Consider the following 21,796-nt stretch of genomic DNA (forward strand, 5'->3'; position numbering starts at 1 on the left):
TAAATAACTGTATTCAAATACAATAGGATAAATTATGTAGTGAAAGCACTAAATCAGTCAGGAAACTCTATAAAACAAAAAAACCTCAGTAAGACTGAAGTTTTTCATTAGCTAACTATTTAAGAGCGAACTCTTAATGTTAACAACACAACTATTTTTACTTTAAAAAGTTGCGGTCTGGACGGGACTCTTTACCTACACATAAACTACTGTATTTCTGCACAATATATAAACACAGAGACTCCTATTTCCCTTGATAAACAATATCCTATGCCCAATTAACGTATATTGAAGAACAAACAAATCAATCTATGATTCCCTTTTTCAGAAAAATCCGGAAAAAAATGGCTGATGATAATAAGCCTTTAAAGTATATGAGATATGCTGTTGGTGAGATAGTGTTGGTTGTAGTCGGTATATTGATTGCATTAAGCATTAATAATTGGAATGAAGATAGAAAATTAGAGGCCGTTGAGATCAATATTTTAAAAGGAATTAAACAAAATATCCTAATGGATACTATAGATTTAAATCATAATACAAGGCGACATAAAGAAATGTCGCAAAGGGATAGTATTATCATGTGGCATCTTTTTGATGAAAAACCATTAGACTCTTTAATTGAAGTAAAATTAATAGATTTAGAATTTTCAAACATATTATTAATGCTCCACACTTCTTATTTTGAGGAAGTAAAGGCTAAAGGGTTATCTATAATTTCAAATAAAACATTAAGAGATAGTATAGCCAGATTGTACGAGTTTAGATACGAGTATCTAATACTTGTTGAGAATGAATCAAATCAATACGATTATCTCTCCTTATATGAAGACCTTATATCTGATTACGTTTATCTTGACCCAGAATTAAAAGCCTTTAAAATTGGAGAGAAACACTTTCAATTGATATTAAACGATGAGTTTTTCACAAAAAGATTATTTAACGCAAGAAATAAAAGATATATGTTAGAATATTTTTACGAAACAACTAATAAAGCAGCTCTAACTGTTCTTGAACAAATAGATATTGAGTTAGCGATGCGTGAGTGAATTGTTTAATATTTAAAAATCGAAAGAACAACAACGCGCATCATTCATTCAGGTTTTTCATTCCACAATTGAACATTCTTATGCATATATTGTTGGACATCTAGAGTTGAAACATTATTTGGGTTTTTTACGGTCTTCCTTAGACCACAACAACTGCGTAGCCTGCCTGTCCGGCAGGCAGGCACATCACGAATACGTAACCCAATAGCAAGGGATGAGTAATTAGAGGTAAGAAGAAAATTACATTTTTTCTAGTCCTTAGTCCTTAAAACTTAATACTTATTGTTACGGTCTGGACGGGACTCTAAGAGGATCTAAGCTTCACCAGTAGCAACTACTGTATCAGATGAAACTAGTTCAAGTTTCAAACCTAAGGGTTTCGGTGGTCTCAGATAAATCAGTACAAATAGCAATATTACCTGTAATGCAAGCACAATTATTTTTGGGTTGATTTCTTGGTAGTTAATGAAAAGTGCAGCGTGCATTGCAAGATATATCCATAGCAAAATGAACCCCCATCTCCTGCGAACTATTGTGCCAACTGCTCCTATTGCAAGTAATATCCCCATTACTAAAATATAAGTAAAATATCCTGTTAGAGTGAAAGGAATTATCTGCTCACTTGCCCGGATATTTATAAATTGTTTTACTTCCAAGGTCGCTTCATTTAGTTCTGAAAAGTTTATAATTTCGAATATATGGGCAAGCAATACTCCTCCAACACCAATTCGAATAAGTCCGTACCCAAGTAAGAGTAACGATATTAATAACCCTATTTTATTTTTCATATTAGATTAATTTATTTATCTACTTTCATTTTTGGACAAATTTGAATTATCCATTTTCAAGTTTACCAATTAGACTATATTTCTCAATGAAAGGTTACAGTCCTTTCTTGTTGCGGTCTGGACGGGACATCTCACCTCCGCATAAAACACTGTATTTCTGCACAATATATAAACTTAGAGAATCCTATTTCCCTTGATAGACCATTTCGTATCGCCAATTTCCCTATATTTAAGCATCAACAACCAAGTATATGATCCCCTTTTTCAGAAAAATCCGTAAAAAAATGGCAGACGATAACAAACCTTTAAAGTATATGAGATATGCTATTGGGGAGATAGTATTGGTAGTAATTGGGATTTTGATTGCTTTGCAAATTAATTCTTGGAATAACAATAGAATAGAAAAAAATAGTATTACAAATTATTATGAGAGGATAATTTCTGAATTAGATAAAGAAATTAGAAGGGTGGAAATTCAAAAAGTTAAAATAGACTCATTGATCATTAAAAATAGAAGAGCTTTAAAAATAATCGATTCTAAAAACACAGACTCTATACATGTGCTCAATAATCTTATGGGAGCGACAGCAACAACTTGGGAAGTAAATTATGATTTTCCGATAACAAAAGAGTTTCTTAATCATGGTTATTTATCAAAAATAAAGAATGATTCACTTAAAATGATGTTTGTAGATCTTGCAGGTTTTTTCGACCGGGTTAAAGGAACTGCAGAATATAATTCAGCTCAATATGTGAATACTATAGAGCCATTTTTCATTAAAAATATCAATTATAGTCAAGCTGCCTTAGCACTTTATAAAAAAAAATTAATTAATGGAGGTCCTCCAACAAATTACGAGGCTTTATTTTCAAATCTTGAATTATGGAATGTTGTAACATTTAAGCTTGAATTATTGAATTATGAAAGTGATGTAATAGGATATGCAATAAGGTTTTTTAAAGGAATTAGAGAAAGGTTATTGAAAGAATTAGAGCATTAAAACCAGTTACACTTAACTATCCTCTTGAAGTAGGAGAATAACCTGTATAATTCATTCGGGTTTTTCTTTTCCTAACTCATCAATCATTTCATCTAACTCCATATTCCAAAAATTATAATTCACCAATTTCCTTATTTCTGAATGTGAAGCCTGATACAAATCTTTCAATTAAAGGTGCTACCATTAGCCACTTTTTGCATTTAAAATGGATTTAGGTAGTAGGTGTCCATTTCAGTATTATAATCGTTAAAAGCATGATTGGGAGAAACACCACTGCCGAACATTATTACTTTTATCTGTTTGATGCTTTCGGTAAGTATATAAGTGCTTCTGCAAAAGTTTTCTTATCATTCGTCCTTACTTGTTCTTTCATCTAAACTACTAATCATATATTTAGTAATCAAAACTATTAGATGATCCCCTTCTTTAGAAAAATCCGTAAAAAAATGGCAGATGATAACAGGCCTTTAAAGTATATGAGATATGCTGTTGGAGAGATTGTGTTGGTTGTGATTGGGATATTGATAGCCTTGCAGATCAATAATTGGAATGAGGAAAGAAAGGATAATAATAATAAAAAAGTATTTAAACAGGCGCTAATTGAAGATCTAAAAAAAGATACAGCTCATTTAAATATTCATATAAAAAATGCTGAAATATTTATTAAAAATTTCAAGGAAACAACCGTTAAACTTGAAAAATCAGATGTAACTATTGATACTGTTATTAAACTATATACAATTCGGGGAATTCATCAGATGGGGTTAGAACCCCCAAACAAGACTACCTTTGAATCATTGATGCAAACTGGAAATATTAAGGTATTCAATGAAGATGAGATTGAAAGACTAATGGCTTTTTATGATGAAATTAAATTACGTTATTTTCTTGTTGAATATGGTTATAATTATTCATGGGAAAAATATCAGGAATTATCCGACATGTTTGGTTTTCTCGGCAAAAAAGAAAAAGACAGCCCTGTGTACAGAATGTTAAGAGAAAATATGAATGAAAGTGAATTCGTTAGAATGTATGATTTGGCTCTCTATAGATTTTTGGGTGCTTCAAGAAATGGCAAACGTCGTTCTGAACAATTATTGATAATGACCAATGAACTCATAAATACACTTAGTGATAGTCATGACTGAATTTACTGCAAATCTTTTATAGTCCTATTCAGACCACAACAATTAGAGGTAAGTAACTGATTCAATAATGCTTATAGCTATTTCTATGTGAAACATCCCTTACATTTACCCTTTTCCCTCCCAAACCAATGAAAAAAGCAGTGCATTTTAATTAGTATTACCTGTTTGATGGTAGGGATGGAGGAAAGAATGATTGCGCCCCTCGGGATTTTTCCGTCCCTTCCAGCGCCCCTTTTGGGTATTTCAGAGCTCATCACTTATTCTTGTAGAAAAGTCCTTAAATAGCTGTATTCAAATCAAATAGGATGAATTAAGTAGTTTACACACTATATCAGTTAGGAAACCCCTAAAAACAAAAAAACCTCAGTAAGACTGAAGTTTTTCATTAGCTAACTATTTAAGAGCGAACTCTTAATGTTAACAACACAACTATTTTTACTTTAAAAAGTTGCGGTCTGGACGGGACTCGAACCCGCGTTTTAAATTATTGAATTACAGTGATTTAATGTGTTTTATTGAAGGTAATCAACCCTAATAGTGAGATTTATATTTTCGTTGAGTCACGAATTGAAGCTATTACTTATAGCCATTGTTATCATTAGTAATGATTTCTATTTAACGGAAAAATTAAATTCCTCTTCGTACTTTTTTAATTCATCTATTAAATAGTATCGATGCGTATTTCCAGTTAAAACCACAATCCTTTTATTGGGATGGCGTTTAATTTGTTTTAAGATGTTTGCCGTCATTGCTTTATTTCTGATATCCCAATATTCCATATGTAGAGGCGCAAAATCTTTATAGTCTGCTAACTCTGGTCTTGCTTTTACAATTTCTGGTACACGCTTGTAAATATAAAATTGTCTTTCCCTTATAATGCTATCCGTCTTGGCATTATTGAGATCATAAACGACTTTTGCATTCCGGCTAATTTTATAATACTCTTTATTTATCGCTGCGAACGTATCCATAAGCTCCAAATGGTTACCAGTCAGAAGATCTTGTCGGTAGGAATTGTATACTGCCCCAATCATTTTTGAAGATGTGGAACGGTAATTATGTTTTAGATGAAAAGCATCCCTTTCTTCCCATTCGTAGCCCAAAACCATAGCTTGAGGGTGCTTGTCTAGATATTTAAGAGAAACAAAACTTTCTACCTTATTCCCTTTTTTAAAAGAACTCATAAGTTGGTTAAAGAAATCCGTTCTATTCACCATACGTTCCACGGTATTAGTATCACTTTCATATAAAATGACATCCGGGGAAATACTGTTTATATAATTGTAGATGTCATCTCTTTTAATATTGTCGGTTTCAAAGTGAACAGAACCAACGACATATACTTCAGTTTCCTTACTTAAGGAAATATTTGTATTTCTGTTTTCCTTGGGTTCTTCATGATCTATATAAGTGTTTAGATCAATATTGTATTTAATGATTCCTCCTACACAAATTAAAAGTGTGAGAATTAACCATACTATTACAATGTATTTTAGATATTTAAGGATTTTCATTGGGCTTATTTATTGATGATAACGTCTCGGCTATGAGTAGTTGTGTGGTTTAGCGGTGAATTTAGCAAGTACACACTAAACTGACACGAGCGAAGCGAATTGGCGCAAGCAATTTTCAGAAGTAGGCGAGAACAAGCAATTATTTATAGCCATTGTTGTGCTTTCGTTATTAATTTCTATTTTCAAGTTCGTCATTAATTTTAGCAACAAGTTTTTGAGCAGCTATTATATTTCGATTGTAGACATCACTTCGGTAATCAATATTATATTCCTGATGACGATTTAAATATGTTATCACAGCTAGATAAGTAGGTGATTTTGGATTATTTATCCAAGTGGTATCAATTGAATTTAAATCCACTAGTGGGTTTTTCAATTGAGAAATAAGGAATTTATATGCATTCATTTCAGGCGTTTTAACGTATAAATGACTTTGCTCTTGAACGACTTGTCTGATGTAATACTTATCAGCTTCGGCATTTAAGTAATAGTCGATTATATGTTTTTGTAACATTTCATTCTTAATGTTATACATATTACCTGAACTAATCATCTCATTATATGTATTACGATTTATTTTTAAATCGTCCCATTCTACACTGATCAATTTACTTACAGAGTATATATCCTCAATATTTTTTGCATTTATAAATAGATTTATTCCATTTTTTGTAATATCTCCAATTTTTGAGAAAATAGAATCTTCACGAGATAGGGATTCGATGTCTGTATTAAGGTCTTTTTTTAGATTTACTAGTAATGCTAGTTCTTTTTTAGATTGATTATTTTCTTCATTCCAATTATTAATTTGTAGTGCAATCAAAATTCCAATAACGACAAGGATAATTTCTCCAATGGCATAAAGCATATACTTGCTGGCTTTATTTTCTTTAATCACATTTTGTCTAATTTTTCTAAAGAGTTTTATCATTGGTTGGAGGTTTCTGTAATAAAGCACAACGGTTTGTATAAGAATAGTGCGGTTTTGTGTCCGAGGATTTTCCGCAGGAAAATCGGAGTGACCAAATACGCACTAACCTTTAGATTTAAGATTAAACTTAAGCATTATTTTTATATATTGTTAGCAGCTTTTTAATTTCTTGTTTTATCTTTCAATTTGACAAATCTTATCATTAAAGATTTTTTAAAAACCATTCTGTAACCATTTCTGCATATTCCACAGGTGGCTCGTGTTTCACATTGTATTCCACAAATTCCTTTCTGTTCAAAGGGATTAAGTCGAATAGTTGATGAGCGTCTTTCATTGTATATACTGGATCCTCATTCCCCATAAACATGAGAAATGAATTACAACGTATGCGGGTTGCATAGGTTGAAGGTAACCATGGTTGAAATGCAGGTGCTTTCCAAACTGGTGTTAATCCAGCAACTGCAGTTTTGATTCGTGAATCGATACTGGTCAGTTCAAATGTAATTACTCCGCCCATACTTAAACCCAAAAAGCCAATTCTTGAAGAATCAATTTCATCTCGGGTAGAAATATAGTCCATAGCTCTTCTGTATTCTACTGCTGTTTGTATAAACATTTGTCTGGCTTTGTAAGGAAATGTACGAGGCCATGGTGGACGTTTAAAGTCATTTTCATAAGATCTCTCACCGTGATAAACAGCATCAAGTGTCATTACGGCAAAACCGCTATTAAGTAATGCCTTTGTTACCAATCCACCTTTTGGCCAACTGTCATCTTGTAACCATCTTTCTTTGGATCCAAATATACCATCTACCAAAAAGACAATAGGGTGTTTATCTTCTCCATTATTTGGAATAATTAGATAAGCAGGTACTTTACTGTTATTAATTCCAGTGAAAATAATTTTCTCTTTATTATTACCTTCAAATTTGTCCTTGAAAATTATGTTGACATCAAGAGGGATGTTTTTATCATACTCGAAGAATTGAGCAACGGTTTTATAAACCTCATTGCTTGCTATAGGTATTGGAATCATTGAATCTACCTTTTTAACTTGAGAAAAGCACTTTAGTTGGGGTGCTAAACAATAGACAAATAAGAGAAGTAGAAACAGAATTTTTTTAAGGTGCATATTATTTATTGTTTTTGATATCATAGTTAGGTGATTTAAAGGTTTTACATATTAATTTCTTTAGGTATTTATTCTGGTCTCAAAGGGTTAATTGCTGCTAACTAGTTAATAAACGCTATATAGTGTTTATCCGCAATTATGATCACTTTCTTGCATCCTTTGCTATTATTGAGCTTAGACCCAATTTAAACATCAAAAAAGTTATTATTTTTTGCAAGAGATTAATTTTTATTGATCATTGTTATTTCTATCAACACTAACGTAATGGTAAATCACAACGGGTGACACCTACCAATTTATAATTCAACAACATTAGGGGTCTTTCAGCTATTTATTCAATGCTAAATCTACTTAATAAAAACCTATAATCAAAAGCTTACATAAAATTTGAAATAGGTCTACATTGATCATAGAAGAACTGGTAAATAATACGGTCTGCACTTTACTGAAGAGAAACCTTTCTTGTTAGTTCTGGCCATTACCAGATTGAATCTTATATGTATTTTATTTGCATTCATGGTTGTTAAATTTAAGTGGTTAGTAATAAGGGACACCTTTGAAAATGTGGACACCTGAGGGGACACTTTCAAGAGGCACATATGATATATGATGGCTCACCTTCTGAAAGAAGTTAATTGGATGTAATCCCTATAGAACAAAGGATTCATAAGAAAATTGAATTGAAAAGGTGGAAAAAGGTTCAGAACCTCTATAAAACAAAAAAACCTCAGTGAGACTGAAGTTTTTCATTAGCTAACTATCTAAGGTTTAACCCTTAATGTTAACAACACAACTATTTTTACTTTAAAAAGTTGCGGTCTGGACGGGACTTTTCACCGCTACTTAAAACACTGTATTTCTGTATAATATATAAAGAGAGAGACTCATATTACCATTTTCCAAGCGATTTTAATTTTTTGCACTTGATCAAAATCAATTAAATAGATAATTGGAATCATTGCATTTATTATTCACCCAAAATAATTTTGTTATCAACAAAATAACAATCTCTTTTGGTCTAACAAAAATTGGGGAGATTTATGTTTAATACTTAACCTAAAATTATAAATCATGAAAACATTTAAATTTATGCTGATGAGTTTATTATGCTTGTTCCTTTTTACATCCTGTGAGAGTGATGATGTAATTGAAAATTCAGAGTTTCTCAAATCCAGTTTTGAGAAAAATGATGTAGTGAAAATGATTCCTTTTAAAGGGGACTTTCTTTCTACACCAAATGATGTCGAGCCGATCGATTGCTCAAATGGGGTTGCAGTCATGAAAACTAATGCCGTAAATGGAAATGCCTCTCATATTGGTTTGATTGACAGAAGCATAAGCCCATTAATAGTTGAAAATTGCGACTTTGATCCCTCAACTGGCATCATTACTGCTGAACTTAATGTAACCGTTAAAAATTCGAAAGGGGATGGCATTCGTTTTCTTGGCACATCCAATATGAATGTTACTGGACCTTCTTCAGGTAATTATATTATTGTTGAAGGATTTGGAAAATTTGAAGGTGCTACTGGAGAGTTATCCACCGTAGGTTTTCTAAATGCTGCTGAGGGAAGTGCTGAATTCAAAGTAGAAGGTATTATCACTCAACCGAACAGGAAATAGTGGTAATAGATTTCTTTATTATGATGTCGAAAAGTAAATGAAACGCAAACCAATTATATCCTTCTGCTTTTCCCCAGAAAACATATCGGTTTGAAAATGAATTCAAAATTACTCAAGCTAATTTTAGAAACCCGAGTGAGATTTCATTCGGGTTTTTCACGGTCTTCTCTAGACCACAACAACTGTGCAGTAACAACAATAAAGTCCGTCCCTCGGGATTTTTCCGTCCCTTCCAGCGCCCCTTTTTGGTATTTCAGAGCTCACCGCTAATTCTTGTAGAAAGGGCCTTAAATAACTGTATTTAAATTAATTAGGATGAATTATGTAGTGAAAGCACTAAATCAGTCAGGAAAGTCTATAAAACAAAAAAACCTCAGTGAGACTGAAGTTTTTCATTAGCTAACTATCTAAGAGCGAACTCTTAATGTTAACAACACAACTATTTTTCCTTTAAAAAGTTGCGGTCTGGACGGGACTCGAACCCGCGACCCCCTGCGTGACAGGCAGGTATTCTAACCAGCTGAACTACCAAACCGTTGCTAAAATAGCGTCGCTTATTGCTAAGCAGGGGCAAATATAATTCTGTTTTTTGATTTGTCAAAAGGAAATCGAATATTTTTATAGAAATTTACTTCTTCTTACCATATACGTGGTCAATACCTGATCAAAGCCCTTATGAATATCAACGGGCACATAGTCAATCTTGTATTGCATACACTTGTACTTGAGGTTTTTAAAATACCCTTCGACCTTCAACTTATAGCCTTCCCTTACATTACCGGCAAACAAATTGATCTGCTCTCCTGTTTCAATATCAACATACTTTCTGGGTTGATCGTCAAAATCAAAGTTTAATTCGCGTTTTCCGTCGAAGGTATGAAACAAAACCACTTCGTGCTTGTTATACTTTAAATGCCTTAAGGCAGCAAACAGCTCTTCTTCCCTTTTGTCTGATTGAAACATATCTGTAAACAAAAATATCAAAGACCTTCTATGGATCTTTTCGGCAATCTCATGCAGTACCTTGTAGGTATCTGTAGTGCGCTCAGATCCTTTTAATAAGACCTGCTGCAATTGCTCGAGTAACATTCTTCTGTGCTTCTCATTGCCCTTAGCCGGAGCAAAATATTCGCTTTCTTCTGCATAGATGCTCAAGCCAAAAGCATCTCGCTGCCTTTTTAGGATCTCCATCAAAGCAGCTGCTGCCAGCACTGAGAAACCAATCTTATTGTATTTCTCTAAGCTAATCTCACCCATTTCAGGATAATGCATCGAGGCAGAATTATCAATAATGATATGGCTTCTTAAGTTCGTCTCTTCCTCGTAGCGTTTAACAAATAGTTTTTCTGATTTGGCAAACAACTTCCAGTCTATATGCCTGGTGCTTTCCCCTTTGTTATAAAGCCTGTGTTCAGAAAATTCAACCGAAAAGCCATGAAAAGGGCTCTTGTGCATACCGGTAATAAAACCCTCAACCACCTGTTTGGCGAGTAGTTCAATAGTGGCTGCAGCGTTAACCTGGCTCAAATCTGCTTTTGTCATAGTTCAAAAGTAAGGAGAAATGTTCAATTGGAGCTTATCACAAGCTCAGTGAAAACTCTTTTAAAGGCTTGTAGAAATAAGGGCACAAAAAAAGGCCTGATCTTTCTAAGATCAAACCTTTACTTTATAAAAATGCTCGAACTTTTTTACAAAAGCGCATTCAACTTTTCAGTATAAACATTCTTAGGTGCTACACCAACTTGTTTATCAGCAACTTCTCCTCCTTTAAAGATCAATACTGTTGGAATGTTTCGAACGCCGTATTTAGCGGCAAATTCCTGATGAGCATCAACGTCTACCTTTACGATCTTAGCCTTGCTGTCAAAATCTTTGTCCAACTCTTCAACGATGGGAGCCAACATTCTGCATGGTCCACACCAAGCTGCCCAAAAATCAACCAAAACTGGTTTGTCAGAGTTCAATACAACCTCCTCAAAATTAGCGTCTGTTACTTCTATTGCCATAATTCTTTAGTTTAAATATTTCCTATCCTGTGAATAAGGCACAAAAATATGAAATTATTTCCCCTTATAAACATTTCAAAATCTATTTTTCTTATACATTCATATAAAATAGTGATGCATTGAACAAATGCTATCATGATTCCTTGAAATAATCCGAGCCTGATTTGAGATTGGATATAGGGGTTTGGGAATTTTGAATATCGAATTTCAAATAAGGAATTTCGAATACCACTCCTACCGGCGTGGCTGGTCGAAGTAAGTTTTTGATTGGAGATTGAAGATTGGAGAATGTTGATTTTTGAAGTATTCTTGCATTCAAGCATTAGCTTCGCTGAATCCCTGCCTGCCGGCAGGCTGGTGCGATTTCACGCATTTGAAAATTAAACTCCCCAGCGAAATCATTGTATAGATCGAAGTGGCATATTTTGTTTTTCGTCTTGCATCCTGATAATTTTAGCATGGAAGAAGCAATAGCCCCGGAAGCGCAGCGGCTTGGGCTATGGTGGAGTAAAAATTATCAGATTGATGCACAGAAAAATAAAATCAGCCTTGATCTTTTCGTTCTTTTGCATCAAGGCAAAAGGACAGAGAAGAATATTTCACGCATTCAAGCATTAGCTTCGCTGAATCTTCGATTTCACGCATTGTAGCATTGTAGCATTGTAGCATTAATACTAAAAAACCTCCTTTGCAATAGCCTTGATATTATCAGACTTCCCCATGGAATAATAGTGAAGCACAGGTACTCCTGCTGCTATAAGTTCTTTCGATTGGGCAATGGCCCAGTCAATTCCTACTTGCCTGACTTCTTTATTGTCTTTGCATTTTTCAACTTCAGTAACCAAAGCATCGGGCAGGTCAAGCTTAAATACCTGGGGCAGGATGCTTAAATGCCGGTTCACGGCAATGGGTTTGATTCCCGGGATGATAGGTACTTCGATCCCAATGGCCCTTGCAGCTTCAACAAAAGTAAAAAACTTTTGATTGTCAAAAAACATCTGGGTCACCACATACTTCGCCCCGGCATCGATTTTTTCTTTTAACCTTCTAAGGTCTGCCTGCATACTGGGTGATTCCATATGCTTTTCGGGATATCCGGCTACGCCAATACAGAAATCTGAATTATAAGTAGTGTCAACAATATCATGCAGGTAAATACCTTTGTTCAGATTAGAGATTTGTTCAACCAGTTCACTGGCAAATTTGTTTCCTTCATTTTTTGGCATAAAATAGGCCTCATCCTTCATCGCATCGCCTCGCAGCGCCATCACATTGTCAATACCCAAATAATGACAGTCAACCAAAACATATTCGGTCTCTTCTTTGGTAAAGCCTCCACACAATACATGAGGCACCGTATCTACTTTATACTTATGCATCAATGAAGCGCATATACCAACGGTTCCCGGTCGCATGCGGGTGACCTTTCGTTCGAGCAGCCCTCCCTTTTTCTGGATATAAACATGTTCCTCTCTTGAAGTAGTCACATCAATAAAAGGGGGTTTAAATTCCATCAGGGGATCAATATTGTCATATAATTTTTGAATGTTCTGCCCCTTTTGAGGTGGCACAATTTCAAATGAAAACAAGGTTTTCCCTTTGGCATTTTTTATGTGATCGGTAACTTTCATTATTTCTTTTTTCGTTCTGTGCTTTTAAACTGATAAATTTGGTTGTAACCATTTCATGGCCATTTCTTTGGATATCCCCTTTCGGTCGGCATAATCCACAACCTGGTCTTCTGTGATTTTTCCCAGACCGAAATAGCGCGCCTCAGGATGGGCAAAATAATAGCCCGATACTGCCGCTGCAGGCCACATGGCCCTGCTCTCGGTGAGTTTGACCCCGATGATCTTCTCCACTTGCAGCAACTCCCAGATGGTATCTTTTTCCAAATGGTCGGGGCAGGCCGGATAACCCGGTGCCGGACGGATACCGGTATAGGCCTCCTTGATTAATTCGTCGTTTTTTAAAGATTCGGCGGCGGCATAGCCCCAGTGCTTCATTCTCACCTGCTTGTGTAAATATTCTGCAAAGGCTTCCGCAAAACGATCTGCGAGAGCCTGGACCAAAATAGCATTGTAATCATCATGGGTTTCCTTATACGACTGAGCCAGTTCATCAGCGCCAAAAATGGCCACGCAAAAAGCGCCCATATAATCCTGTGCTTCACGGGCGGGTGCTATAAAATCGGCCAAAGCATAACTGGGCACCCCTTCTTTTTTATGCAATTGCTGTCGCAGTGTTCTGAATCTTGCGATTTCCTTTTTGTTTTTACTGATCAATATATCATCCTGGTCCACGGTATTAGCCTCAAAAAGCCCAAAAACAGCTTTGGCCTTAAACAGTTGTTTTGCGATGATTATTTCGATCATCTTTTGTGCATCTTCATACAAATGAGTGGCCTGTTCACCCACGAGCTCATCCTCTAAAAGCTGAGGGAATTTTCCGTGAAGGTCCCAGGAAATAAAAAATGGTTGCCAGTCAATAAAGGGCAAGAGTTCTTTTAAACTGATCTGCTTCAAAACCTGTACCCCCAATTCTTTGGGTTTATGAATGATCGAACTGCTCCAGTCAATTTTAAACTTGTTGGCACGCGCCTGCTCAATCGGGATGTATCTTTTGGTTTTACCTCTTTTTAAAAATTTCTCCCTAAACGCCTCATAATCCTTCTTCAGGTCACTTACATACTTGTCGGCCGTTTTCTTATTCAGCAAATCTCCTACCACGGTAACGGCCCTTGAGGCATCATTGACGTGTACCACTGCGTTTTTGTACTCAGTGTCAATCTTTACCACGGTATGTGCCTTGGACGTTGTAGCACCTCCAATTAATAGAGGGATGTCAAGTTCCCGTCTTTGCATTTCTTTTGCCAGGTAGACCATTTCATCCAATGATGGGGTGATCAAACCCGAAAGCCCGATGGCATCAACTTTTTCTGCTATAGCCGTTTCAATAATCTTCTCGGGAGGGACCATGACACCCAGGTCTATGATTTCATAGTTATTACAACCCAGAACCACACTTACAATATTCTTGCCAATATCATGTACATCACCTTTTACCGTAGCCATCAATACCTTACCAAGTGCTTTTTGCGTTGCCCCTTTCTCTGCCTCGATAAATGGATTGAGATAGGCTACCGCCTTTTTCATCACCCTGGCAGATTTCACCACCTGGGGCAAAAACATCTTTCCTGAACCAAAAAGGTCACCTACAACATTCATTCCAATCATAAGATGCCCTTCAATCACGTCTATCGGTTTTTCAACCATGGTTCTCGCTTCTTCCACATCTTCAATGATAAAGGCGTCTATTCCCTTAACCAGTGCATGCGTAATCCTATCCTGAACCGGTTCGCTTCTCCACAGTTGCTCTTCAACCGCTGTCTTTTTTGTTCCTACCACGGTTTGAGCAAAATCGAGCAATCTTTCCGTGGCATCCTCACGCCTGTCGAGAATCACGTCTTCGACCCGCTCCAGCAGGTCTTTTGGAATCTCATCATATACTTCAAGCATGGTCGGGTTTACAATACCCATGTTCATTCCTGCCTGTATCGCATGATACAGGAAGACAGAATGCATGGCTTCCCTTACGGCATTGTTGCCCCTGAAAGAAAAGGATACATTGCTAACTCCCCCGCTCACGCTTACGTTGTCAAGGTTTTCCCTCACCCATCGTGTCGCTTCTATAAAATCAATGGCATTTCTTTTATGCTCATCCATGCCTGTGGCTACCGGGAAAATATTCAGGTCGAAAATTATATCCTCACTGGGGAATCCTACTTTGTTGACCAAAACGTCATAGGATCTTTTGGCAATTTCAATCCTTCTTTCAAAATTATCCGCCTGACCCACTTCGTCAAAGGCCATCACGATAACAGCCGCTCCATATCTTTTGATGCGCGTGGCTTCCCATATAAACTTTTCTTCTCCTTCTTTGAGCGAAATTGAGTTCACGACACATTTGCCCTGAGCCACCTGCAAACCCGCTTCTATGATCTCCCATTTCGAACTGTCGATCATGATCGGTACCCTGCAAATATCAGGTTCTGCCGCAATCAGGTTCATAAAGCGTACCATGGCTTCCTTGCCATCGATCAGTCCGTCATCCATATTGATATCGATGATCTGTGCCCCGCCATCTACCTGATGCCGGGCAATATCAAGTGCCTCATCAAACTTTTCTTCCTTGATCAGGCGCAGGAATTTTTTAGATCCGGCCACATTGGTACGTTCACCTACATTGATGAAATTACTGTTCTCATTGAGTACCAGGGGCTCGAGGCCCGACAGGTGTAAATATTTTTTCTCTTTCGTTTTCATTCTTTATTGATAATACTCTACAAGCGGAAAAGGCTCATAAAAATGATGTAAAAGCTGCTTCCATTCGCTATATGCCTCCGATTGTCTAAATCCTGTTTCATGATCTTCTATGGTCTCCCAATGTACCAAAAGGATGTATTTATCCTCCTGCTCAACACATTTCTTAAGCTCATGTGACAAATATCCCTTCTGAGTGGATATGATTTTTGCAGCCTTGTCAAAGCTCTTTTCAAAGGCCAAAGCCCTGCCCTCTTTTATTTGTAATATGGCAACTTCCAATACCATTATTTCACAAGTGATTTCATTTGTCTCGGTTTATAGTTTGAAGCCAGGTCTGCAATGGCCCTGATGTGTCCGGGTGTTGTGCCACAACATCCTCCAACAATATTGATCAAATCCCTCTTTAAATAAGATTCTATCTGTTCGGCCATTTGTTCCGGGCTTTCGTCGTATTCTCCAAAAGCATTGGGCAAGCCTGCATTGGGGTGGGCAGAAATTGCCAGGTCTGTTTTTGGCGCTATTGCTTCAAGATGCGGCTGCAATAAATTGGCTCCCAGTGCACAATTGAATCCTACCGTCAACAAGGGAATGTGTGATACTGAAATCAGGAAGGCCTCAGCAGTTTGGCCCGAAAGGGTTCTTCCGCTGGCATCTGTGATCGTTCCGCTTAACATGATGGGGATATCAATGCCCCTTTCTGCTTTGATCTCTTCAATGGCAAACAAACCTGCTTTGGCATTGAGCGTGTCAAAAACGGTTTCTACCAAAAGGATGTCTGCCCCACCATCGAGCAAGGCCTCTGCCTGCTGTTTATAGGCTATTCTGAGTTCGTCAAAAGTAACTGCCCTAAAACCCGGGTCATTCACATCAGGCGACATACTTGCCGTTTTGTTTGTCGGACCCATTGATCCTGCCACAAATCTTGGTTTATGAGGCTCCTTTGCAGTAAATTCATCTGCAGCCTCCCTCGCCAGCCTGGCTGCTTCATAATTCAATTCATATACAAGGTCTTCCATGCCATAATCTGCCATGGCAATCGTAGTACTTGAAAATGTGTTTGTTTCTATGATATCGGCACCCACGGCCAAATATTCTCTGTGGATCTCTTTGATAGCTTCGGGTTGGGTTAGCGTTAAAAGATCATTGTTGCCCTTCAAAAGAACCTCATAATCCTTAAATCGTTCACCCCTGTAATCCTCCTCACTAAATTGATAGGCCTGTATCATCGTACCCATGGCACCATCAAGTATCATGATGCGCTGTTCTAGAATTTTTTCTAATTGTTTTTTCATATTCCTCTTTTGCCCCATTTTATCATATTCCATATACGCTCGTGAAAGAAGTATAAAAACATTTTCGTAAAGATTTCTATGCCTCCGATCGAAACTGCTGTTTTGATTTCTCCTGTAAGAACAAATGCGATCACAATTGTATCCAATGTTCCTAAAGTTCTCCAGGTAATAGCTTTAACAATACTTCTTCTTTTTGTTTCTCCTCTTTTGTAATGGTCTTTACTCTTGGTTTGAAATAGTACCATAGTTTCAGTAGTTTAGTGCTTGAGACAAGTCATCTACAATATCTGAAATATTTTCCAATCCTATTGATACTCTTATCAGTCCGTCCGTTATGCCAACAACCGCTCTTTCTTCAACAGAGAGTTTGCTGTGTGTTGAAGACGCAGGATGTGTTACAATTGTTCTCGTATCCCCAAGATTGGCAGATAACGAACACATTTTGATCCTGTTCAGAAAATTACGCCCAGCTTCTATTCCTCCTTTTACTTCAAAGGCCACAATATTTCCTCCTTTTTTCATTTGCTTCACGGCAATAGCATATTGCGGATGTGTTTTGAGAAAAGGATACCTGACAGACGACACCCGCTGATGTTTTTCAAGAAATTCAGCCACCGCCAGTGCATTTTCACAATGCCTGTCAACCCTTACGGCTAAAGTTTCAAGGCTTTTAGACAATATCCATGAATTAAAAGGCGACAAGGATGGCCCTGTGTTTCTTGAAAATAAATAGATTTCCCTGATGAGATCAGCCCTTCCCACCGTTACGCCTCCGAGTACACGTCCCTGTCCATCGATCAGTTTGGTTGCCGAGTGCACTACCAGGTCTGCTCCGTATTGAATGGGTTGTTGCAGATAAGGCGTGGCAAAACAGTTATCTATAACCAATAAAATGCCGTGCTTTTTTGTGATGTGCCCTAAATACTCCAGATCCAGTATCTCCAGCCCGGGATTCGTGGGTGTTTCCGCATAGAGTATTTTGGTATTGGGCTGTATCAAAGACTCAATATCATTGGCTTCACTGATATTAAAATAAGTGGTTTCAATACCCCATTTCGGAAAGAACCTGGTAAACAGGGCATGGGTTGAACCGAATACCGAACGAGCCGAAAGAATATGGTCTCCACTGCTCAACAAAGCACCAAAGGTTGAAAATATAGCAGACATTCCAGAGGCAAAGGCGTATCCGCTTTCTGCGCCTTCCATGGCTACAATCTTATTGACAAACTCGGTATTATTCGGATTCGAAAACCTGCTGTAGATATTTTTTTCCTTTTCTTCGGCAAAAGAAGCTCTCATATCTTCAGCATCATCAAATACAAAGCTCGACGTCACATACATGGCACTTGTATGCTCTCCAAAGCCCGATCGTTCTATTTGATTTCTGATTGCATCTGTCTCAAATTCTCTTTTTTTATCCATAGTATCATGTCACAGCTTATACTTTATTCTTGAAACAAAAATCTAAACTGCTTTTTCTGTTAATCTTAAAATATCTCCAAATACACCTCTGGCAGTGACCTTGGCCCCTGCTCCTGCTCCTTGAATTACCAGGGGCCTTGCCCCGTATGATTCGGTATAAATTTCAAATATCGAATCAGATCCCTGAACCTGCCCCAGGGAACTATCCTTAGAAACAGAGACCAGCTTTACCTCCAGCTCTCCCTTGTCTTTAGAAAGATCTCCTGCCAATACCCCCACATACCGCAAAACATGGTCAGCCTCCTGCCCGTCCTTTGTTTTTTGATACTGCTCATCAAGCTCAGGCAATCTACCCAAAAAATCAGCCGCATTACCTTGTCTTAATGTTTCGGGAATCAAATTTTGAATAGAAACATCTTCCAGTTCATTTTCAAGATCCAGTTCCCTTGCCAGGATCAGTAATTTTCTGGCCACATCATTTCCACTGAGATCCTCCCTTGGATCAGGCTCAGTAAATCCCTGATCAACTGCCTCTTGCAGGATCTCACTGAATTTTTTATCCTGTTCTGAAAAATTATTGAACAAATAACTTAAAGACCCTGAAAAAACACCATTGATTCTGGTGATATTTTCACCAGAATGATGTAATAACTTTATGGTATCCACAAGGGGTAAACCTGCTCCCACATTGGTCTCGTACAGGTAGTTCTTCTCGTTTCTCTTAAGTGAGCTTCGCAGTTCCTTATAAAAAGAAAAGTCAACTGTATTGGCAACCTTGTTAGAAGACACCAGGTCAAATCCATTCTCAACCAATGGAATATAATTCTTGATAAAATCCCTGCTGGCAGTATTATCCACGGCTATCAGGTTTTCGAGATGTTGGCTCTTGGCGAAACCGATAACATCGTTTATGGTAAAACCTGATTTGTCTTGTCCCAGTAATTGCTTTTCCCAGTCAGTTCCTACGCCATCTTTATCCAAAAGGAGTTGTTTCGAATTGCTCAGGGCAAAAATATTGATATTGATATTTCTTCTTTTTAGGATATCCTGCTTGCTGTGAAGAATTTGTTCAATCAAGGTTCCTCCGACCAATCCAACACCAAAAATAGCCACATTGATATTGGTAGAAACACCAAAGATCTGGCCGTGAATGACGTTTACCGCTTTGTTGAGATCCTTCTCTTCAAGTACGAGGCAAATATTGTCTCCGGTAACCGTATTGTTGATCAGTAAAGGTTTTATTTTGTTTATAGAGAGCGCATTATACGATCTGTGGAAGTTTGAGAGATTCTGTCCGATAATTGACACTATTGACAAATCATCCTTGACATAAATCCTGTTGACATCCTTCATTTTTATATCCAGGGCAAATTCCTGTTCAAGGATTTCCTTGGCGCGTTGTGCGTCATTCGATCCTACCACGAATCCGATACCTCTTTCAGATGATCCCTGAGAAATAATATTTACATTGATCCCCCCTTTGCCAAGCGCCGTGAAAATTCTGGCATCGACCCCGATTTTTCCAAGCAAGCCTCGTCCTTCCAAATTGATCAGTGATACATTATTTTGAACAGTAACCGATCTGATTCCCTTGCTGGTGGCATGTGATTTGATAAGGGTTCCTTGGTTTTCTTTATCAAAAGTGTTTAATAAACGTAAGGGAATGTTCTTTTCAACCAAGGGGATAATGGTCTTGGCATGTAAAATATTTGCCCCAAAACTGGCCAGCTCATTGGCCTCCTGATAAGTAAGTTCCTCAATCATCTGCGCATTGGAAACAAGATCGGGGTTGGCTGTATAAATTCCATTCACATGGGTGTAGTTCTCCAATTCTTTTGCATCGAGAAAATTGGCAATCAAAGAAGCCGAATAATTGCTGCCGTTTCTGCCCAAAGTAGTTGTTTCTCCTTTACTGTTGGAAGCGATAAACCCTGTTACCAGTTGGAGCTCATGCCCATTCTTGCCAAAGTGTTTCTTTACGTTCTCCTTAGACACATCCTCCAGGATTAAGGCCTCCCCAAAATTACTGTCGGTTTTCAATAAGGTTCTGGAGTCCAAAGCATTTGCCGGAATTCCTTCCAAATTCAACAAATGACTGAGTAATTTAACCGATAAGACTTCTCCCTGTGCCAAAACCCGGTCCTTTATTTTGAGGCTGTAATCGCCAAGCAAGGCCACGCCTTCAAAGATCTGATCCAATAAGTTGAACTCATGTTCCATATCCATTTCTGGTGCCGGGGCCTTTTGATAGGTCTTGAAATCTTCAAAATCCTCCTTATACGGCTCTCCTGATTTTGCTTTCTCAAGAATGATTTCGAGCCTGTCGGTAGAATCACCTCTGGCTGAAAGTACCACTGTAAAATTCTCTTCTTCTTTTACTTTATTACTGATGATATCGATGACCCTCCTGAGCCCTTCACCATTGGCCAGCGATCTTCCCCCAAATTTTAAAACCTTCATCTCCTTCTTCTTCAGGCTTCTGGTCTTGGGCTGTGTAAAAACAGGGCTAAGGATTTTTTCAAGTTGTTCAAATTCAATTAAAAATGCATCGTGCCCGTGTATAGATTTGATTTCCTGATAACTGTTCTCCACACCCGCTTCATTCAGGAGTTTTTGAGTTTCCTTGTTCTCTTTAGGCACAAAAAAGAAATCGGAATCAACCCCTACCTGAAAAACCTTTGCCTTGATCTGGCTCGCCACCTGATTAAAAGTCCCCCTGTTTCGCGTAATATCGACCGAACTCAACAGATGGTTCATCATTTTATATGTGGGCAGTGAAAACCTGCTTTCCAGTTTTTGACCGTGATGTAACAACCAGCTTTCGGTGTTGAAATTCCCCTGTTCTTCATTCCTGGTCCTGTTGAACTTCTCTTTGAAAGAATCGGCAGTCCTGTAAAACAACATGGCCATCATTCTGGCATCGTGCACAGGTTTGCTTGAATTCGACAATATCTGTTGCTGGGTTTTATTATGCGCCAAAATCCAGTCGGAGGCTTTCCAGTCTGAGGCAACAGGGATCAAATGGGTTATAAGATCAGGAAACAGCACGGCCATTTCCCAGGCAATTCCACCCCCCAGGGATCCGCCAATGGCAGCGTATAATTTATGAACTCCTATTTCTTGCAGTCCAATGCCAAACAACCGGGCAATATCTCTGGCCGTAAAATCTTCATAGTTATCGATACGATTTGCTTCCACATCGTCATACCCGTTTCCCGGAATGTTAAAACCAATTACGGTATATTTACTCGTATCGATGAGCCGACCCAATCCAATCAGTGAGTTCCACCATCCCTCATCGCCGGCAACGTTTGAATTGCCTGTAAGGGCATGATTGACCAACACAATGGGGGCATTGCCCAAAGGCTGTCCGAATAACTGATATGACAGCGCAAACTCAGGATAGAAATATCCCGATTCCGTGGTAAAATTTTCCAGGTTTATATAATGCAAGTGCTTTGACTTCTTCACTATTTCAACAATTGTGTTTTGATCCAAACATCATATGGATCAGATTAATGTATTACTTGTAAGAAATTGCGATAAAAAAAGGAAAAGGTATCAG

General features: G+C 37.6%; 18 protein-coding genes and 1 tRNA gene. 5 read left to right on the top strand and 14 right to left on the bottom strand.

Annotated elements, in window-relative coordinates; genetic code table 11:
• Positions 1-344 precede the first annotated feature (344 nt).
• The gene (locus AABB81_RS11625) at positions 345-1,049 is read left to right on the top strand and encodes a DUF6090 family protein (protein WP_342160695.1); all 705 of its coding nucleotides are present in this window, start codon (positions 345-347) and stop codon (positions 1,047-1,049) included.
• Positions 1,050-1,363: 314 nt separating this feature from the next.
• On the opposite strand, the gene AABB81_RS11630 is transcribed toward AABB81_RS11625, so the two are convergent.
• The gene (locus AABB81_RS11630; RefSeq protein WP_342160696.1) at positions 1,364-1,837 is read right to left on the bottom strand and encodes a hypothetical protein; all 474 of its coding nucleotides are present in this window, start codon (positions 1,835-1,837) and stop codon (positions 1,364-1,366) included.
• A gap of 284 nt (positions 1,838-2,121) precedes the next feature.
• Between AABB81_RS11630 and AABB81_RS11635 the strand changes: the two genes are divergently transcribed.
• Together AABB81_RS11635 and AABB81_RS11640 are read left to right on the top strand one after the other, a co-directional pair.
• Positions 2,122-2,838 (top strand): hypothetical protein, encoded by a 717-nt coding sequence (locus AABB81_RS11635; RefSeq protein WP_342160697.1) that lies wholly within the window; start codon positions 2,122-2,124, stop codon positions 2,836-2,838.
• Positions 2,839-3,284: 446 nt separating this feature from the next.
• Positions 3,285-3,986 (top strand): DUF6090 family protein, encoded by a 702-nt coding sequence (locus AABB81_RS11640; protein ID WP_342160698.1) that lies wholly within the window; start codon positions 3,285-3,287, stop codon positions 3,984-3,986.
• Between the two features lie 611 nt (positions 3,987-4,597).
• On the opposite strand, the gene AABB81_RS11645 is transcribed toward AABB81_RS11640, so the two are convergent.
• The 3 genes from AABB81_RS11645 to AABB81_RS11655 all read right to left on the bottom strand — a co-directional run bounded on the left by AABB81_RS11645 (position 4,598) and on the right by AABB81_RS11655 (position 7,587).
• On the bottom strand, positions 4,598-5,500 hold the full coding sequence (locus AABB81_RS11645; RefSeq protein WP_342160699.1) for a hypothetical protein: 903 nt from the start codon (positions 5,498-5,500) through the stop codon (positions 4,598-4,600).
• Between the two features lie 169 nt (positions 5,501-5,669).
• A complete protein-coding gene (locus AABB81_RS11650) occupies positions 5,670-6,431 on the bottom strand; it encodes a DUF6090 family protein (RefSeq protein WP_342160700.1) in 762 nt (253 codons plus the stop codon).
• Positions 6,432-6,633: 202 nt separating this feature from the next.
• Positions 6,634-7,587, bottom strand: coding sequence for an alpha/beta hydrolase (locus tag AABB81_RS11655; RefSeq protein WP_342160701.1), 954 nt, complete (start codon positions 7,585-7,587; stop codon positions 6,634-6,636).
• 1,047 nt (positions 7,588-8,634) lie between these two features.
• Here AABB81_RS11655 and AABB81_RS11660 point away from each other — a divergent pair.
• Positions 8,635-9,186 carry a hypothetical protein gene (locus tag AABB81_RS11660; RefSeq protein ID WP_342160702.1) on the top strand — a complete coding sequence of 184 codons (552 nt, stop codon included), beginning with the start codon at positions 8,635-8,637 and terminating at the stop codon, positions 9,184-9,186.
• 461 nt (positions 9,187-9,647) lie between these two features.
• On the opposite strand, the gene AABB81_RS11665 is transcribed toward AABB81_RS11660, so the two are convergent.
• The 3 genes from AABB81_RS11665 to trxA all read right to left on the bottom strand — a co-directional run bounded on the left by AABB81_RS11665 (position 9,648) and on the right by trxA (position 11,192).
• Positions 9,648-9,721 (bottom strand) — tRNA-Asp (locus tag AABB81_RS11665).
• Positions 9,722-9,804: 83 nt separating this feature from the next.
• Positions 9,805-10,728, bottom strand: a complete 924-nt coding sequence (locus tag AABB81_RS11670) for a DUF58 domain-containing protein (RefSeq protein ID WP_342160703.1) — start codon at positions 10,726-10,728, stop codon at positions 9,805-9,807.
• A 146-nt stretch (positions 10,729-10,874) separates the two neighbouring features.
• Complete coding sequence (trxA, locus tag AABB81_RS11675; protein ID WP_342160704.1) at positions 10,875-11,192, bottom strand: thioredoxin; 318 nt, start codon at positions 11,190-11,192, stop codon at positions 10,875-10,877.
• Between the two features lie 458 nt (positions 11,193-11,650).
• On the opposite strand from trxA, the gene AABB81_RS11680 reads away from it, so the two are divergent.
• Positions 11,651-11,842, top strand: a complete 192-nt coding sequence (locus AABB81_RS11680) for a hypothetical protein (RefSeq protein ID WP_342160705.1) — start codon at positions 11,651-11,653, stop codon at positions 11,840-11,842.
• A gap of 24 nt (positions 11,843-11,866) precedes the next feature.
• Here the strand turns inward: AABB81_RS11680 and metF are convergent, their stop codons facing one another.
• Genes metF through thrA form a run of 7 tightly spaced genes read right to left on the bottom strand, consistent with a single transcriptional unit; the run spans position 11,867 to position 21,705 of the window.
• Positions 11,867-12,823 carry a methylenetetrahydrofolate reductase [NAD(P)H] gene (gene metF / locus AABB81_RS11685; RefSeq protein ID WP_342160706.1) on the bottom strand — a complete coding sequence of 319 codons (957 nt, stop codon included), beginning with the start codon at positions 12,821-12,823 and terminating at the stop codon, positions 11,867-11,869.
• A 24-nt stretch (positions 12,824-12,847) separates the two neighbouring features.
• Positions 12,848-15,517 (bottom strand): methionine synthase, encoded by a 2,670-nt coding sequence (metH, locus tag AABB81_RS11690; protein ID WP_342160707.1) that lies wholly within the window; start codon positions 15,515-15,517, stop codon positions 12,848-12,850.
• Positions 15,518-15,520: 3 nt separating this feature from the next.
• Positions 15,521-15,802 carry an antibiotic biosynthesis monooxygenase family protein gene (locus tag AABB81_RS11695; protein ID WP_342160709.1) on the bottom strand — a complete coding sequence of 94 codons (282 nt, stop codon included), beginning with the start codon at positions 15,800-15,802 and terminating at the stop codon, positions 15,521-15,523.
• Positions 15,802-16,809, bottom strand: a complete 1,008-nt coding sequence (locus AABB81_RS11700; RefSeq protein ID WP_342160710.1) for a homocysteine S-methyltransferase family protein — start codon at positions 16,807-16,809, stop codon at positions 15,802-15,804. Before AABB81_RS11700 ends, AABB81_RS11695 begins: the two co-directional genes overlap by 1 nt.
• Positions 16,806-17,054: a DUF2061 domain-containing protein gene (locus AABB81_RS11705; RefSeq protein WP_342160712.1), complete on the bottom strand. Its 249-nt coding sequence runs from the start codon at positions 17,052-17,054 to the stop codon at positions 16,806-16,808. The genes AABB81_RS11700 and AABB81_RS11705 overlap by 4 nt, the downstream gene beginning before the upstream one ends.
• 4 nt (positions 17,055-17,058) lie before the next feature.
• Positions 17,059-18,231 carry a trans-sulfuration enzyme family protein gene (locus AABB81_RS11710; protein ID WP_342160714.1) on the bottom strand — a complete coding sequence of 391 codons (1,173 nt, stop codon included), beginning with the start codon at positions 18,229-18,231 and terminating at the stop codon, positions 17,059-17,061.
• Positions 18,232-18,273: 42 nt separating this feature from the next.
• On the bottom strand, positions 18,274-21,705 hold the full coding sequence (gene thrA, locus AABB81_RS11715) for a bifunctional aspartate kinase/homoserine dehydrogenase I (protein WP_425287342.1): 3,432 nt from the start codon (positions 21,703-21,705) through the stop codon (positions 18,274-18,276).
• Positions 21,706-21,796: the final 91 nt, after the last annotated feature.

Origin of the sequence: Lutimonas vermicola (assembly GCF_038433205.1) — a bacterium.
GTDB lineage: Bacteria > Bacteroidota > Bacteroidia > Flavobacteriales > Flavobacteriaceae > Lutimonas > Lutimonas vermicola.

Coding starts and splice junctions, on each gene's coding strand:
- AABB81_RS11625 (WP_342160695.1), top strand. CDS start 345: ATGGCTGATGATAATAAGCCTTTAAAGTATATGAGATATGCTGTTGGT.
- trxA (WP_342160704.1), bottom strand. CDS start 11,192: ATGGCAATAGAAGTAACAGACGCTAATTTTGAGGAGGTTGTATTGAAC.
- AABB81_RS11645 (WP_342160699.1), bottom strand. CDS start 5,500: ATGAAAATCCTTAAATATCTAAAATACATTGTAATAGTATGGTTAATT.
- AABB81_RS11700 (WP_342160710.1), bottom strand. CDS start 16,809: ATGAAAAAACAATTAGAAAAAATTCTAGAACAGCGCATCATGATACTT.
- AABB81_RS11630 (WP_342160696.1), bottom strand. CDS start 1,837: ATGAAAAATAAAATAGGGTTATTAATATCGTTACTCTTACTTGGGTAC.
- AABB81_RS11670 (WP_342160703.1), bottom strand. CDS start 10,728: ATGACAAAAGCAGATTTGAGCCAGGTTAACGCTGCAGCCACTATTGAA.
- AABB81_RS11695 (WP_342160709.1), bottom strand. CDS start 15,802: ATGGTATTGGAAGTTGCCATATTACAAATAAAAGAGGGCAGGGCTTTG.
- metF (WP_342160706.1), bottom strand. CDS start 12,823: ATGAAAGTTACCGATCACATAAAAAATGCCAAAGGGAAAACCTTGTTT.
- metH (WP_342160707.1), bottom strand. CDS start 15,517: ATGAAAACGAAAGAGAAAAAATATTTACACCTGTCGGGCCTCGAGCCC.
- AABB81_RS11680 (WP_342160705.1), top strand. CDS start 11,651: ATGGAAGAAGCAATAGCCCCGGAAGCGCAGCGGCTTGGGCTATGGTGG.
- AABB81_RS11710 (WP_342160714.1), bottom strand. CDS start 18,231: ATGGATAAAAAAAGAGAATTTGAGACAGATGCAATCAGAAATCAAATA.
- AABB81_RS11705 (WP_342160712.1), bottom strand. CDS start 17,054: ATGGTACTATTTCAAACCAAGAGTAAAGACCATTACAAAAGAGGAGAA.
- AABB81_RS11650 (WP_342160700.1), bottom strand. CDS start 6,431: ATGATAAAACTCTTTAGAAAAATTAGACAAAATGTGATTAAAGAAAAT.
- AABB81_RS11655 (WP_342160701.1), bottom strand. CDS start 7,587: ATGATATCAAAAACAATAAATAATATGCACCTTAAAAAAATTCTGTTT.
- AABB81_RS11660 (WP_342160702.1), top strand. CDS start 8,635: ATGAAAACATTTAAATTTATGCTGATGAGTTTATTATGCTTGTTCCTT.
- AABB81_RS11635 (WP_342160697.1), top strand. CDS start 2,122: ATGGCAGACGATAACAAACCTTTAAAGTATATGAGATATGCTATTGGG.
- AABB81_RS11640 (WP_342160698.1), top strand. CDS start 3,285: ATGGCAGATGATAACAGGCCTTTAAAGTATATGAGATATGCTGTTGGA.